This is a genomic window from Streptomyces sp. NPDC059455, assembly GCF_042750115.1.
In the GTDB taxonomy this organism is placed as follows: domain Bacteria; phylum Actinomycetota; class Actinomycetes; order Streptomycetales; family Streptomycetaceae; genus Streptomyces; species Streptomyces endocoffeicus.
Genome location: NZ_JBHYVB010000138.1, coordinates 1 through 13865 on the forward strand (window position 1 = coordinate 1; position 13865 = coordinate 13865).

Below are 13865 nucleotides of genomic sequence, written 5' to 3' on the forward strand. Positions count from 1 at the left end.
TGGTGGACGCGCACCGGCCGCCGCTTTGACTACACACCGCGCACCTGGGCGATCTTCCGCCCGGCCTTGAGGTAGACCGCGCCGGACGCCCCCGTGAGCCCGGCGGACGCCAGCGTCTCCGCGACCACCTCGGCCAGCGGGCGCACCGCCTGGGCCTCGGGCAGCACCACCGACTCCTGGCCGCCCTCGGTCTCGATCACCAGCCGCAGACCGTTCTGCTTGGCCACCCGGCGGGCGGCCGAGGCGCTGGGCTGGAACTCCAGCACCTTGCTCAGCACGGTCGCGATGGACTCGGTGCCGTGCTCCCCGGCGTCGACCACCGGCGTCTCGACGTCGGTGAAGCTCTTCTTGGAGAACTGGGCGACGAAGCCCGCACGGGCCGCCATCGCCTTCTCGAGGCCGTACACCGCCGCCACCACCTCGCCCGCCAGGACCTTCTTCAGATCCATCGGGTGCAGTGACCGCTCCTCGACCCGGGCGATCGAGGCGGCGATCTCCGCGTCCGTCCACTCGGTCCATGCCTCCAGGTACGGCTTCATCAGCCGGTCCGGAATCGACATGATCTTGCCGAAGACATCGTCGGCGGTCGCCGAGAGCGCCACATAGTTGCCCTTGGACTTGGACATCTTGGCGCCGGTGCCGTCCGTGCCCTCGATCAGCGGCATCGTGACCACCAGCTGCGGCCGCTGCCCGCGCAGCTCCATCAGCTTGCGGCCCATCTGCAGATTGAGCAGCTGATCCGCGCCGCCCAGCTCCACATCGCACTCCAGGGCCACCGAGTCGAGGGCCTGCGCGATCGGGTAGAGCAGCTCGGACATGGTCAGCCCGGAGCCCGCGGCCAGCCGGTTGCGGAAGTCCTCGCGCTGCAGCAGCTGGGAGACCGGCACCTGGGAGAGCAGCCCCAGCAGCTCCGGGAAGGTGTACGGCGCCAGCCACTCGCTGTTCTGCCGGAAGTTGACCTTCTCGAAGTCGAAGAACGGCCGGACCTGGTCCTGGTAGCCCGCGAGGTTCCGGGCGATGTCCTCGTCGGTCAGCGGCGGGCGCTCCGCCGTACGGCCCGACGGGTCGCCGATCTTGGCCGTGAAGTCGCCGATCAGCAGTGTGACGTCATGCCCCATGCGCTGGAAGCGGTTGAGGATGATCATCGGCACCACATGGCCGAGGTGCACATCGGCGGCCGTCGGGTCGATGCCCAGCTTGATCGCCAGGCCCTGGCCGGCGCCGCGGCGCTCCTCGATCCGCTTGGCCAGATCCGCCACACCGGGCAGGATCTCGACCGTACGGGACGCGATCAGCTCGGCCTGCTCCGTCGGCGACAGGTCCGTCAGGTCGATATAGCGCCGCGAGCCCGTCTCCTCGAGCAGCCGCTCGACGGTCTTGTCGGAGGAGAGATCCTGGCTGAGGAGCTCGCTGGCGCGGGCGACGGATTCGCCGAGGCGTGTCATGGCGTTCCTGGTGATAGACGAAACGGATATGGATGGATCCGAAACGGTCGCTTCGGATGGGCCTGGACCAGTCTATTCGGCTCCTCACACCCCCTTGCTGACCGAGCTCATATTGAAGTCCGGAATGCGCAGCGGCGGCACCGCGGCGCGGTTGAAGTAGTCGCTCCACTCCCGCGCCAGCGTCCGCTCGGTGCGGCCCGCCTCGGTGGCGCGGGCGAGCAGACCCACCGGCGACTCGTTGAACCGGAAGTTGTTCACCTCGCCGACCACCTCGCCGTTCTCCACGAGATAGACGCCGTCCCTGGTCAGCCCGGTGAGCAGCAGCGTGGCCGGATCGACCTCACGGATGTACCACAGGCAGGTCAGCAGCAGCCCGCGCTCGGTCGACGCGACCATCTCCTCCAGCGAGCGGGTGCCGCCCGCGTCCACGATCAGGTTGTCGACCGCGGGGGCGAGCGGCAGCCCGGTGAGAGCGGAGGTGTGCCGGGTGGTGATCAGCTGCTGCAGCACCCCGTCCCGGACCCAGTCGGTGCCGGACAGCGGCAGACCGTTGTCGAAGACCGACGTGTCGTCCCCGGACGAGTGCGCGATCACGAACGGCGCCGTCTCCAGCCCCGGCTCGGCCGGGTCACTGCGCAGCGTGAAGGGCAGCTCGGACAGCTTCTCGCCGACCCGGGTGCCACCGCCCGGCTTGCTGAAGACCGTACGGCCCTCCGCCGCGTCCCGGGCCGAGGACGACCACAGCTGGTCGATCAGCAGATCGGCCACCGCGCTCGGCGGCAGCAGCGTCTCGTAGCGGCCGGCCGGCAGCTCGACCCTGCGCTCGGCCCAGGCGAGCCGCTGGGCGAGCTCGGCGTCGATCGCGGCCGGGTCCACATCGGTGAAGTCCCGGGTGGCCCGCCCGGCCCAGGCCGAACGCGTCCGGTCCGGTGACTTGGCGTTGACCTCGAGCGTGCCGGTGGGTTGGTCATGGCGCAGCCGCAGCCCGGTGGAGCTGCCGAGATAGCTGGAGACCAGCTCATGGTGGGCGAATCCGTACAGCTCCCGGCCGCCCGCGCGGGCCCGGGCGAAGGACTCGCCGAGGGCGGGCGCGAAGCCGGCGAACACCTCGGAGGAGGTCACCGCGGGGGAGTCGGTGAAGCCCGGGGAGACCGCCGCGCCCGGATCCCGCTCCACCAGCGGCTGGGCGTCCTCGGCCGGCTCCGCCTCCCGCGCCGCCGCCTCGGCGGCCCGGACCAGCGGCTCCAGCTCCTCGGCGGTGACCGCGGACCGGGACACCACGCCCGAGGCGGTGCCCTGCCCGCCGTTCACGGTGGCCACGACGGTCAGGGTGCGGCCGCGGGTGACGCCGTTGGTCGTCAGGGCGTTGCCCGCCCAGCGCAGATTGGCCGTCGAGGTCTCGTTGGCGATCACCACACAGCCGTCCGCGCGGGACAGCTCCAGGGCGCGCTCGACGATCTCATGGGGCTTCACGCTCATCGTCCGGCCTCCTGGGTGGTGTTGAGGATATTGACGCCGCGGAACAGCGCCGACGGGCAGCCGTGCGAGACCGCCGCGATCTGCCCGGGCTGGGCCTTGCCGCAGTTGAAGGCGCCGCCCAGGACATACGTCCGCGGGCCGCCCACGGCCGTCATCGAACCCCAGAAGTCGGTGGTGGTGGCCTGGTAGGCGAAGTCGCGCACCTGCCCGGCGAGAGCGCCGTTCCTGATGCGATACGCCCTCTGTGCCGTGAACTGGAAGTTGTACCGCTGCATATCGATCGACCAGGAGCGGTCGCCGACCAGATACAGACCGTTCTCGACATCCCCGATCAGCTCCTCCGTCGAGGGGCCGCCGGGGGCGGGCCGCAGCGACACGTTCGCCATCCGCTGCACCGGCACATGGCCCGGCGAATCGGCGAAGGCGCAGCCGTTCGACCGCTCGAAACCGGTCAGCCGGGCGATCCGGCGGTCCAGCTGATAGCCGACGAGGGTGCCGCCCTTCACCAGGTCCCAGGACTGGGCGGCCACGCCTTCGTCGTCGTAGCCGATGGTGGCCAGCCCATGCTCGGCGGTCCGGTCCCCGGTCACATTCATCACCTCGGAGCCGTACTTCAGCTTTCCGAGCTGGTCGAACGTGGCGAAGGAAGTGCCCGCGTACGCCGCCTCGTAGCCGAGCGCGCGATCCAGCTCGGTGGCGTGGCCGATCGACTCATGGATGGTCAGCCACAGATTGGACGGGTCCACCACCAGGTCGTACGACCCGGCCTCGACGGATGGCGCGCGCATCTTCTCGGCCAGCAGCTCCGGGATCTCCGCCAGCTCCGCGTCCCAATCCCAGCCGCCGCCCGCACCGGGTCCACCGGTCAGATACTCCCAGCCGCGCCCGACCGGCGGGGCCAGGGTGCGCATCGAGTCGAACTCCCCGCTCGCCGGATCCACGGCCACGGCCGTGAGCTGCGGATGGAGTCGCACCCGCTGCTGGGTGGTCACGGTGCCCGCCGTGTCCGCGTAGAACTTGTTCTCCTGCACGGTCAGCAGCGACGCGTCCGCGTGCGCGACCCCATCGGCCGCGAGCAGCCGCCGGCTCCACTCGGCGAGCAGTCCGGTCTTGTCGGAGTCGGCCACATCGAACGGGTTGACCTCATACGAGGACACCCACGTCTTGTCGGCATGCACCGGCTCGTCCGCCAACTCCACCCGCTCATCGGACCCCGCCGCCTCGATCACCTTCGCCGACAGCTTCGCCATCGCCACCGCCTGCGAGGCCACTCGCGCGGCGGCGTCCATGCTCAGATCCACCCCCGACGCGAACCCCCACGCCCCGCCGTGCACCACCCGCACCGCATACCCCAGGTCGGTGCTGTCGGCCGCCCCCGCAGGCTTGGCATCCCGCAACCGCCACGCGGCACTCCGCACCCGCTCCAACCGGAAGTCCGCATGCCCGGCCCCAAGCGCGCGAGCCCGCGCGAGCGCCGCATCGGCGAGCGCCCTGAGCGGCAGCGCGAGGAACGACGGATCAATCTCGTGCGCCACGGGCGGCTCCTCTTCGTCGCGTACGTTGCGTGGTGTCCGTCGGCAGTGAACCATGCCGCTGCGGGGTGGGGCGCGGTAATTGCGGCTGAACCGCCGGGCCCGGGGTCGCCGCCCTCGGCCTCCGGCCGCGCCGCTCGTCGCTCAGGTCGGGCAGCAGCGCGCACGGGTCGGCAAACCTGCGGTCCAGGTCGAACGCGGGCTGCTCGGGCACGGGTGACCGACACCCCTGGTAATCGCCACACCGCTCTGCGCGGCGAAAGGACAACGGCCGCCCCGGTTGCCCAAGGCGGCCCGAACGGGTGGTTACGCGCCGAACTCTTCAGCCGTGAGACGGTCGATGAAGGCGTCCCACTGGCGTATGGAGAAGGCGAGTTGTGATCCGTGGCGGTTCTTGGAGTCCCGTACGTGGACGGTGTCGGCGGTGGCGGCCACCTCGACGCACATGCCGCCCTCACCGCTGCTGTAGCTGCTCTTGAACCACGACAGTTCGATGTCGTTGTTGTTCACGTTTCTCCCCACAGTTTCTCGATGAAGTCCAGCGACTCCCGTGGAGTGAGAGCCTGGGCCCTGATGATCCCGTAGCGCTGTTCGAGGGTGCGGACCGCTTTGCGATCCGTCAGCAATCTGCTGATGTCCTGGGCCTCTACGTAGCCCATCATCTGGCGCCCCTTGGGCTCCAGCAAGGCAAAGGGGCCGCCCGCTCCGGCGTGCTCTTCCAGCCCCGTCGGCATGACTTGAAGATCCACATTTCGCATCCGGCCGATGTGCAGCAGATGTTCCAACTGTGCGCGCATCACCGGCGTTCCGCCGCACGGCCGGCGTAACACCGCCTCTTCGGTCACGAAGCTCATGATGGGCGGGGGTTGCCGAGTGATGAGTTCCTGCCGGGCCAACCGGGCGGTGACCCGCTGCTCGATGGTCTCCTCGCCCAACATCGGGCGTTGCATCATGAAGACAGCCCGGGCGTAATCGCCGGTCTGGAGCAACCCGTTGACCACCTGGTTCTCGTAGGCGTGGAACTCGACCGCCTGCGCCTCCAGCCGCGCCGCGCCCCGGAAGAACGCCGGGAGCTGTACGTTGGCCACCTCCTCCCTGGCCGCCCGCAGCACCCCGAACGCCTCCAGCGCCTCGTCCGCCGCGTCCAGGAAATCCGGCTGTGGCACCCGGCGTCCCTGCTCGACCGATGAGACCTGCTCCTCGCTATACCCGATCGCCACACCCAACTGTGCCTGCGTGAGCCCCGCCCGTTCGCGGAAGAGCTTCACCTGCCTGCCGATGCATTTGACGATGTCACCCGCCATGACCCACCCACCTCCTTGCGCGAGAACGGGCCCCTTCCCCTCGGCGTCACGGAGGTCCTCCCGTACGGGCACCCGTCGTGCCCGTACCGCGACCCTGCGTACCCGCCGCCCGTCTGGTCAGGCTAGGCGCGCTTCGCCACGCTCGGTGACGTGAATGGCGAAAATCCCCCTAGCGGTACATTCGAGATGTTCTTCACCTCTTCCCGGCGCGGTGCCCGGCTCGCCCGGCGCGTCGTCGTCCGCAGACTGGAGGAGTGGGGCATCCCCCGGGACGCCGAGGCTTCGCAGAGCCTCGCGCTGATCGCGGGCGAACTCGCGGCGAATGCCGTGAACCACGGGCATGTGCCCGGCCGGAACTTCTATCTGCGGCTCAGCGTGCAGCCTCCGCCCGGCGGAGACAGCCGTGGCGGACCCGTCTCGGCCCGTATCGAGGTGTCCGACGCCCGCGACGAGCGGCGCCCGGTGCTCCGGGACCAGGAGGACGAGGCGGAGTGCGGGCGCGGGCTGCTGCTCGTGGACGCGCTCGCGTCGAAGTGGGGGGTGGCGGAACGGGGCGTCGGGAAGACGGTGTGGTGCGAATACGCTCTCGCGTCCGAGGAGTGCCGGTCGCGGCAGGGCACGGGAGACACTGGAGCCGGCGATGCGCGATGATGGGGGCACGGACAAGCAGGACCGCCGTGGTGGGGAGCGTCGGCCGTGGAGTACGGGCGTCTACGGGAAATCGCGGAGCGGCTCGCCGAACACGCCCCTGACTCGTTCCGGGGCTACGAGATCAGCGGCGACGAGATCGTCATGATGATGTCCGCCTCGCGTCCGCACGAGTTCATCGCTCTGCGTATCCGCCAGCAGCTCGACCGGCGGATCCCGCCTTTCCTGGTCGCCCACACGGGCGGTGAGGTGGAAGACGCCTTACTCGGGAAACTCCGGCGCCCGGACTGATCGTGGTTCCTGACGCGGTGTTCGCCGAGAACACGATGGCACCGTTCCATCCCCGAGATGTCGCTCTGGTCGCCGAGATCGTCTCGCCGTCGAATCACTCCACCGACTGCGTCGAGAAGATGCACGACTACCCGGCGATGGGCATCCCTCTCTATCTTCTCGTCGATCCACGGAAGGGCACCATCGCGGCTCTGTCCGATCCGGTTCCCGGGCTCGGCGGTGAGGGCCCCCGTTACCGCACCCGCAGTGATTACGCCTTTGGCGACGAGGTGACCATCGGCGACTGGACCCTTGCCACCACGGACCTGCGGACCTATCCCGAGGACCGCTGATCGCCGTCGGCGGCCAGCAGCCGCTGGCTCCACTCGGCGAGTCCGGTCTTGTCGGAGTCGGCCACATCGAACGGGTTGACCTCATACGAGGATATTCAGGTCCTGTCGGCATGCACCGGCTCGTCCGCCAAGTCCACCCGCTCACCGGACCCGGCTGCCTCGATCACCTTGGCCGACAGCTTCGCCACCGCCTGCGAGGCGATGCGGGCCGCCGCGTCCATGCTCAGATCCACCCGACGCAAACCCCCACGCCTCACCGTGCACTACCCGCACCGCATGCCCCAGGTCGGTGGTGTCCGAGGCCCCGGATGGCCTGGCATCCCGCAACCGCCAGGCGGCACTGCGCACCCGCTCGAATCGGAAGTCGGCATGCTCGGCCCCCAGCGCGCGTGCCCGCGCGAGCGCCGCGTCGGCGAGCGCCCTCAGGGCAGCGCGAGGAAGGACGGATCAATCTCGTGCGCCACGGGCGGCTCCTCTTCGTCGCGTACATCGCGTGGTGTCCGTGAGAAGTGAACCATGCCGCTGAACCTCAAGTGCCGCAATTTCTGGTCAAGAGCACAGGAACCGGGGTGCTGAACGACGACCTTCTACGGGGCGAAGCGCGGGATCTGTTGGAAGTTCGGCAGCGCCCCGTCCTTACATCATGGGGATTGGTGCTCGTGGATCGTCGATGTCGACTGTGATTTCCACCGTGGAAGTTGAGACGAAGGTGGCGACGTTGTTGGTCAAGTGGATCTGATCAAATGGATTCGAATCCATGAAGAAGATCGCCCAAACCAGTGAGCGTTCGGTGGTCAAGCGGGCGATAAAGCCCTCGGAGCCATACGAACCCTCGCCGCCCCACAGTAGCCCCCGCTTCCCCAGGTCTGCCTCGACAAGTCCATCAACTGAGGACGTCCATGATGGATCATCTGCAAGCATGCCACTCAAATCGAAAGGTGCCTGGATCGTCAGTCCGCTCGATGCTTCGGGAGTGAGGCTCACGTCGAAGGATTGCCCATCGGCGAAGTGCAGAGCATCTCTGATCGGGAGCTGAAATTCTTTCCACAGCTCTGTGATGGTGGTCATTTCCCCTTCTTGCATTTATTGTTCCGAACGTGGTCTGGTCTCTGTTCGAGCCCTGTTGGTGGCACAGGCTCACCGAGCTCATTCCTGTTCCGTGCCGAGTTCATGCGCCTTCTGAACTGCTCTGCCCAGGTTCGCCCAGTTGTAGAATCAGGATGGACAGCGTTTGGGTCGACATGTTCGATTGCCACGGGCGCCCCAACTTCGCGCGCCGCATCAAGCCTTCGGTTGTCGTACGACACCAGTTGACCGTCTACCTCCATAACCCTCAAAGCAGCTCCAGGTCGGCGCCAATCCCATTCTCCAGAGCGCATCTTCTCTGCGTAGTCGTTCGGAGATACGGTGCGTTGTGAAAAGTTTATGTCGTTAGGGTTGGCCCATTCTACTCCGTCATCTCCGGCGAGCCCTAGGTGATCACTCCAAGTGTGGGGATTGTGGACATAGCTTGTCGCATTGGGAGCTGGAACCAATCCGAGTGGGTCAGGAGTGGTGTACCGAGCAGATTCCGGGTCGTAGTGGCGGAAGTAGTTGTAGTGGAGGCCGGTTTCCGGGTCGGCGTATTGGCCGGGGAAGCGGAGGGGGCAGTCGGCTGAGCCGGGTGGGGCGGGGAGGGGGGTGCCCCAGAGGGTGGTGCGGTGCTGCCAGGCGAGGGTGCCGTCGGGGGCGACCAGTTCGGTGGGGGTGCCGACCAGGTCGGTGATGATGGCGTGGAAGCGGGCCTTGGATTCGAAGCGCTCGGTCTGGGCTATCGGGCGGTGGGTTCCTGGGGCGTAGTCCCAGGTTGTTGCCACGCCCTCCGGCGTGACTTGTTCCGCCAGCCTCGTGCCGTCCCAGGTGAAGTCCACCGCTTCGGCGACCGTGCCGTCCTCGGCCAGGCGTTGTTTGGATATGCGGCGGTCCAGCGGGTCGTACATGTAGTGCCAGTGGTCGCCGTCCGGCGTCGTCGCGTCCGTCAGGCGGTCTTCCGCGTTCCAGGTGTACGTCCAGGTGCGGGTCTGGCCGTTGAGGAGTTTGCGGGTGCGGCGGGTCAGGCGGCCTTGGGCGTCGTGTTCGTAGGTGGTGCGGCCCGCGCGGTGGATGATCGTGCCGGTGAACTCGCGGTCGCCGGGTGATGCGTGGTCGGGGGCCGTGGCATGCGTCAGGTTGCCCGCCGCGTCGTAGGCGTAGGTCTCGGTCCAGCCGTGGGCGTGGACCGCCGTTACGCGGCCGACCGGGTCGAGGTCGAAGCGGCGGGTGCCGGACGTCAGCTCGCGGATTTCGGTGAGGTGGTCGTCCGGGCGGTAGGCGTACGCCCGGTGCTGGATGAGGGCGTTGGCCGGGCCGGTGACGGTCTGGCCCGTCATGCGGTCCAGGGCGTCCCACGTCTGGGTCAGGGTCACGTCGTCGCCGAAGGCGCGTGTCGTCTCGCGGCCCGCCGCGTCGTACCCGAAGTGCAGGGAGTTGTCCGCCGTGGTGAGGGACATTGGGCGGCCGGCCGCGTCGTACGTCCACGCCGACCGCAGGCCGCTCGGGGTGATCCGCTCCGTGCGGTTGCCCGCCGCGTCGTATCCGTACGTCGTCGTACGACCGCCCACCGTCTCCGTCAGGACCCGGCCCCGCCCGTCATACGTGCGGTTCAGCTCCGTGTCCGGGTTCGCCGCCCGCGTCAGGCGGCTCGCCGCGTCGTACGCGAACGTCGTCTCCGTGCCGTCCGCCGTGCGCGTGGCGACCGTACGGCCCAGCGCGTCACGCGCGTAGGCCAGCGCTTCGCCCGCGCCGTTCTCCCGGGATATCAGGCGGCCCGCCGCATCGTGCTGGTAGCTGAGCGTGCGGCCGTTGAAGTCCGTTTCCGAGACGACCTGCCCCGCCCCGTCGTACGCGTACGTCCACGTCAGGCCCTGCGGGTTCGTGACGCCGGTCAGCCGCAGCTCGGTGTCGTACGTGAAGGCGTACGTCGCCCCGTCCGGCTCGGTCCGCGTCGCCGGGAGGTCGAAGTGGGTGTGGGTGTGGCGGGTGGTGTTGCCCGCCGGGTCGGTGTGTTCGAGGAGGTTGCCCTCGGCGTCCCAGGCCCAGGTCTCGCGGCTGCCGTCCGGCCGGGTGCGCCAGGCGGGCTTGCCCTCGATGGTCCAGCCCTGGCGGGTGACATGGCCCAGGGGGTCGGTGACGCGCGTGATGCGGCCATGGGTGCCCCGGCGGACCCGTGTCGTGTTGCCCGACCCGTCGGTGATTTCCACCGGCAGGCCCGCCTCGTCGCATACGACATGCGTGGTGTGGCCCAGGGCGTCCGTGACCGAGGTCAGGTTCCCCGACTCGTCGTATGTGTAGTGCGTCTCCGCGCCCATCGGGTCCGTCGTCCGGACGCGGTTGCCCCGTTCGTCATAGGCGTGGTGCCACACGGCGCCGTCCGGTTCCCGGACCTCCAGTGGCCGGCCGTACGCGTCGTACGTGGCCGTGGCCACCGTGCCGTCCGGGCGGGCGACGCGTATGAGATTGCCGGAGTCGTCGTACGCGTAGCGCGTGGTGTGGCCCAGCGGGTCCGTCACCGACAGGGGCACGCGGCGCGTCTGCGGGTCCCACTCGGTGCGGGTGGTGTGGCCCAGGGCATCGGTGCGGGCCACCGCCCGGTACGCCTCGTCGAAGACATACGTGACGCGGTGGCCGAGCGAGTCCGTGTAGACGGTGGTGCGGGACGCCTCGTCGTAGTGGAAGCGGCCGGTCATCATGTCGTCCGAGCCGACGGTGCGCAGCACCCGGCCCCGGTGGTCATAGACGTACCCGAAGCTGGTGCCGTTGCGGTCGGTCCACGACGTGACGCGGTGCTGTTCGTCGTAGGTGAACCGCATCGGCTCGCCGGCGGAGTTGAAGACCTCGGTCAGGTCGCCCACGCCGTTGTAGCCGAAGGAGACCAGCGTGGTGCCCTCACCCTCGCCCTCGCCTTCACTCTCCCCGCCGCCACCGACGCCCAGCAGCCGCAGCCCCGTGATGCGCGACAGCTCCGGATCGGTGTCGACCGCGATGCGGTACCCGCCGGAGTGCGCCACCTCGCGCGGGGTGCCGTCCTCGTCGTACGTGAAGGTGATGGACCGGCCGTTGCGGTCCTCGATCGTCTCCAGGGGCAGCTCATTGCCACCCAGAAGAGGCAGCGGAGTGAAGTGCAGCGTGCGGCCCCGCTCGGGAATCTCGATCCGCATCGTGCCGCCCGCCGCGCCGTCCCAGCGCAGCGGCCAGCGCGGGCCCCGCGCCGGATACGTGTCCTCCCCGGGCGTCGGCACCCCGTAGCGCAGCACCATCCCGTCGGCCGTGACGAACACGATCCCGTCCGCGTCCAGCTCCAGCCGCTGGTCGAGCGTGGCCGCCCAGGTGCGGCCGAACCAGCCGCCGCAGGTGTGCCCGGAGACGAAGGTGCGCTCCAGGACCAGGGGGAGCGCCCCGGGCAGGGACACATCCGTGGCCGGCATGACCATCTCGCCGGTCGCGACGTCGACCGGGTCGTCCTCGCAGTCCCTGTCGTGGGTGTGCCGGTCGTGGGTGCCCTCGCTGTCCGCCCGCCCGGACGCCTCGCCGTCCCGGCCCAGGACCTTCTTACGGGCCGCCAGCCGCTGGGCGGCGGTCCTGCCCGTCTGGAGCTCCTTGCGCAGCGCGCTCGCGCCGCCCGTGGCCAGGGCGAGCAGCAGCGACGGGGTGATCTCGCCCGCCGCGCGCAGCGGGTCCTTGGACCACATGTCCCAGTTCGTGACCGCCTTCGCGAACTCCTTGGGGTGCTGGGCCGCGTACGCCGCGCCGTCCACCATGCCGGCCAGCTGCATCGCGAAGCCCTGGGCGTCGCCCTTGAGGAGCGAGGCGGGGAGCTCGGCCATGCCCAGGATGCCGTAGTGGGCCTTCCACAGCCCGTCCTTGAGGCCGTCCCCGACCTTCTGCCAGTTGCTCGGCTTGTTCGGGGCCTTCTCCGCCGCCTTGTCGATCTTCTTCTTGGACGCGTCGACGACCAGCTGCAACTCCTCGATCAGCTTGTCCAGCCGACCGACACACCCCTCCATCGCGGCGATGCCCGGATCGGTCTCCGAAGGCTTCTCCGGCAACCGCTCGTCGCCGCGCGTCACCGCGTCGTTGTACGACTCGACCTTCTTGCCGTGCGCCTTGGACGCCGCCCGCGCCGCGTCCGCGTCCTCGATGATCGGCTCACACCGCTTCTGCACCGACCGCAGCTTGGTGGCGTACGCCGCCAGCGCACTCGCCGCATGGGTGAACTGGTCGTGGCCCGAGGTCAGTTCCTTCGGCAGCCGGTCGACCGACTTCCGGAACTCGTTCGCGCCCTTGCCCGACCAGTCCGCCAGCTCCAGCGGCCGCAGCTTGTCCTTGCCGTCCTGGAAGGCACCCGCGTACGCGCGCAGCTCCAGCACCAGGTCGTCGATGTCGTCCGGATTGCCGGGGATCAGATCCTTGGGCTTGGCGTCCTCCGGTATCCGTATCTGCGGGGGCCGCCCCGCGTCCGGATCGCCCATCAGGATTCGTCCCCGTACTCACTCTGCAACTTGCGCGCGAACTTCGACAGCGCCGTGTCCTCCGGGCGCTTCTCCATCTCCGGCGCGCCCACGTGCTCCCAGGACCACTTGCCGGCCGCGCCCGAGGGGAGCTTGGCCATGTTCTCGTCCGAGGGCCAGAAGTCCTTGATCCGCATCAGGTCCGCCAGCATGTACCCGGCTATCGCCTCGTACAGCCGCTCCACCACCGCGTCCGCGTGATCGGCCAGCTCGCCCATGCCGAAGCCCCACTCCTTGAGGAACCCCTTGCCCGATTCGAGGAGTTCGGGCGCGCCGCAGTGCTGGAGATAGGACGTCAGCTTCTCCTGGCCGTTCTTCACGGCCCGGGCCCCGATGACCGACTCCTCCAGCGGGGCGATCAGGCCCTTCACCGAAGCGATCTCGATCTTGTAGCCGTCGGCACCCTCGTTGCCGCCGTACTTGCCGTGTTCGCCGCCCTCGCTGGGGGCGCGGTTCACGTTCCGGGCATCAGGATCCGCCACGCTCGGCCCCCTCCTCGCGGCCGTCCGCTTCCTGGCCGTCCGCTTCCTGGCCGTCCGCTTCCTGGGCTTCCGCTTCCTGGTGGGGCTCCGCTTCCTGGCCGTCCGCGTCGCGCAGCGTCCGCGCGTCCAGCAGGAAGGGGCGCTCGCCCAGCGGATCCACCAGCGCCCGTACGCCCTCGGGCAACAGGCCCACCAGGTCCTCGACGGTCGTGGACGCCCATCCACACGCCCCCGCGAAGCGGGCGAGCCCCTCGATCGAGGTGAAGACCGGTACGAGCGGGCCGTCTTCGGCGGTCTCCGAGACCAGGAAACCCGGCTCCTCCGGACGCTGGAAGTACAGCCGCGCCTTCCGCAGCGCCGCCCACTTCTCCCGCTCCGGCATCCGCGCGGCGGTCTCCTGGCGGATGAGGTCCGCCAGCGTCGTTTTGCCAGCCTGACCAGGCGGTCTGCTGTCCCCTCCCCCAAACATGAGGGCTATCTTCACACAGTTGACCGACACTTTCAGTAACCGGCGCGCCGCTCCCCGCAGCCGGATCCCCGCGGCCGCCGCCCGTCCAGGTCAGGCGTCCGCCATCAGGAGCCGATAGCCGACGTCGAGGGTGTCGAGTGCGAGCAGGTCCTTGTGGAAGCGCCGAACCCTGCCGTTAGCCGGGGTCGCGGCCGGGGAGAACGGAGAAGGCCGCCCCGGGTGTGCGGGGCGGGCGCCCCGCGGCCGCGTCGCGGCCGCCGTGATGATTATGGCGGCGCGGTTCAGGATGAAGGGGACG

At 69.2% G+C, this 13865-nt stretch carries 12 protein-coding genes and 2 pseudogenes; 3 read left to right on the top strand and 11 right to left on the bottom strand.

The features are described 5' to 3' along the window. Positions 1-29: 29 nt before the first annotated feature. The 5 genes from tyrS to ACFXB5_RS36510 all read right to left on the bottom strand — a co-directional run bounded on the left by tyrS (position 30) and on the right by ACFXB5_RS36510 (position 5760). Positions 30-1445, bottom strand: a complete 1416-nt coding sequence (gene tyrS / locus ACFXB5_RS36490) for a tyrosine--tRNA ligase (RefSeq protein WP_385216397.1) — start codon at positions 1443-1445, stop codon at positions 30-32. 84 nt (positions 1446-1529) lie between these two features. Then, positions 1530-2924 carry a metallopeptidase TldD-related protein gene (locus ACFXB5_RS36495; protein ID WP_385216400.1) on the bottom strand — a complete coding sequence of 465 codons (1395 nt, stop codon included), beginning with the start codon at positions 2922-2924 and terminating at the stop codon, positions 1530-1532. Then, positions 2921-4459 (bottom strand): TldD/PmbA family protein, encoded by a 1539-nt coding sequence (locus ACFXB5_RS36500; RefSeq protein WP_385216403.1) that lies wholly within the window; start codon positions 4457-4459, stop codon positions 2921-2923. The genes ACFXB5_RS36495 and ACFXB5_RS36500 overlap by 4 nt, the downstream gene beginning before the upstream one ends. A gap of 303 nt (positions 4460-4762) precedes the next feature. Next, on the bottom strand, positions 4763-4966 hold the full coding sequence (locus tag ACFXB5_RS36505; protein WP_385216406.1) for a DUF397 domain-containing protein: 204 nt from the start codon (positions 4964-4966) through the stop codon (positions 4763-4765). Then, on the bottom strand, positions 4963-5760 hold the full coding sequence (locus tag ACFXB5_RS36510; RefSeq protein WP_385216409.1) for a helix-turn-helix domain-containing protein: 798 nt from the start codon (positions 5758-5760) through the stop codon (positions 4963-4965). Before ACFXB5_RS36510 ends, ACFXB5_RS36505 begins: the two co-directional genes overlap by 4 nt. Before the next feature lie 186 nt (positions 5761-5946). On the opposite strand from ACFXB5_RS36510, the gene ACFXB5_RS36515 reads away from it, so the two are divergent. From ACFXB5_RS36515 to ACFXB5_RS36525, 3 genes are read left to right on the top strand one after another with little or no spacing between them, the layout of a single operon-like run. Then, the gene (locus tag ACFXB5_RS36515; RefSeq protein WP_385216412.1) at positions 5947-6411 is read left to right on the top strand and encodes an ATP-binding protein; all 465 of its coding nucleotides are present in this window, start codon (positions 5947-5949) and stop codon (positions 6409-6411) included. Between the two features lie 45 nt (positions 6412-6456). Further along, positions 6457-6699 (top strand): hypothetical protein, encoded by a 243-nt coding sequence (locus tag ACFXB5_RS36520; protein ID WP_385216415.1) that lies wholly within the window; start codon positions 6457-6459, stop codon positions 6697-6699. A gap of 17 nt (positions 6700-6716) precedes the next feature. Then, positions 6717-7031 (top strand): Uma2 family endonuclease, encoded by a 315-nt coding sequence (locus ACFXB5_RS36525; protein ID WP_385216417.1) that lies wholly within the window; start codon positions 6717-6719, stop codon positions 7029-7031. Positions 7032-7033: 2 nt separating this feature from the next. Here the strand turns inward: ACFXB5_RS36525 and ACFXB5_RS36530 are convergent. The 6 genes and pseudogenes from ACFXB5_RS36530 to ACFXB5_RS36555 form a co-directional block, all read right to left on the bottom strand. Beyond that, positions 7034-7495 (bottom strand): annotated as a pseudogene (locus tag ACFXB5_RS36530) (PmbA/TldA family metallopeptidase); the annotation flags it as partial. 172 nt (positions 7496-7667) lie between these two features. Then, positions 7668-8099: a hypothetical protein gene (locus ACFXB5_RS36535; protein ID WP_385216420.1), complete on the bottom strand. Its 432-nt coding sequence runs from the start codon at positions 8097-8099 to the stop codon at positions 7668-7670. Continuing rightward, complete coding sequence (locus ACFXB5_RS36540; protein ID WP_385216422.1) at positions 8096-12577, bottom strand: putative T7SS-secreted protein; 4482 nt, start codon at positions 12575-12577, stop codon at positions 8096-8098. Before ACFXB5_RS36540 ends, ACFXB5_RS36535 begins: the two co-directional genes overlap by 4 nt. Further along, on the bottom strand, positions 12577-13098 hold the full coding sequence (locus ACFXB5_RS36545) for a hypothetical protein (RefSeq protein WP_385216424.1): 522 nt from the start codon (positions 13096-13098) through the stop codon (positions 12577-12579). The genes ACFXB5_RS36540 and ACFXB5_RS36545 overlap by 1 nt, the downstream gene beginning before the upstream one ends. Then, positions 13085-13480 carry an SseB family protein gene (locus tag ACFXB5_RS36550; RefSeq protein WP_385216426.1) on the bottom strand — a complete coding sequence of 132 codons (396 nt, stop codon included), beginning with the start codon at positions 13478-13480 and terminating at the stop codon, positions 13085-13087. The genes ACFXB5_RS36545 and ACFXB5_RS36550 overlap by 14 nt, the downstream gene beginning before the upstream one ends. Positions 13481-13657: 177 nt before the next feature. After that, positions 13658-13865 (bottom strand): annotated as a pseudogene (locus ACFXB5_RS36555) (hypothetical protein); the annotation flags it as partial.

Bases quoted from the DNA above. Each gene is read 5' to 3' on its own strand.
- tyrS (WP_385216397.1), bottom strand. From the start codon at position 1,445: ATGACACGCCTCGGCGAATCCGTCGCCCGCGCCAGCGAGCTCCTCAGC.
- ACFXB5_RS36495 (WP_385216400.1), bottom strand. From the start codon at position 2,924: ATGAGCGTGAAGCCCCATGAGATCGTCGAGCGCGCCCTGGAGCTGTCC.
- ACFXB5_RS36510 (WP_385216409.1), bottom strand. From the start codon at position 5,760: ATGGCGGGTGACATCGTCAAATGCATCGGCAGGCAGGTGAAGCTCTTC.
- ACFXB5_RS36515 (WP_385216412.1), top strand. From the start codon at position 5,947: ATGTTCTTCACCTCTTCCCGGCGCGGTGCCCGGCTCGCCCGGCGCGTC.
- ACFXB5_RS36535 (WP_385216420.1), bottom strand. From the start codon at position 8,099: ATGACCACCATCACAGAGCTGTGGAAAGAATTTCAGCTCCCGATCAGA.
- ACFXB5_RS36540 (WP_385216422.1), bottom strand. From the start codon at position 12,577: ATGGGCGATCCGGACGCGGGGCGGCCCCCGCAGATACGGATACCGGAG.
- ACFXB5_RS36550 (WP_385216426.1), bottom strand. From the start codon at position 13,480: ATGCCGGAGCGGGAGAAGTGGGCGGCGCTGCGGAAGGCGCGGCTGTAC.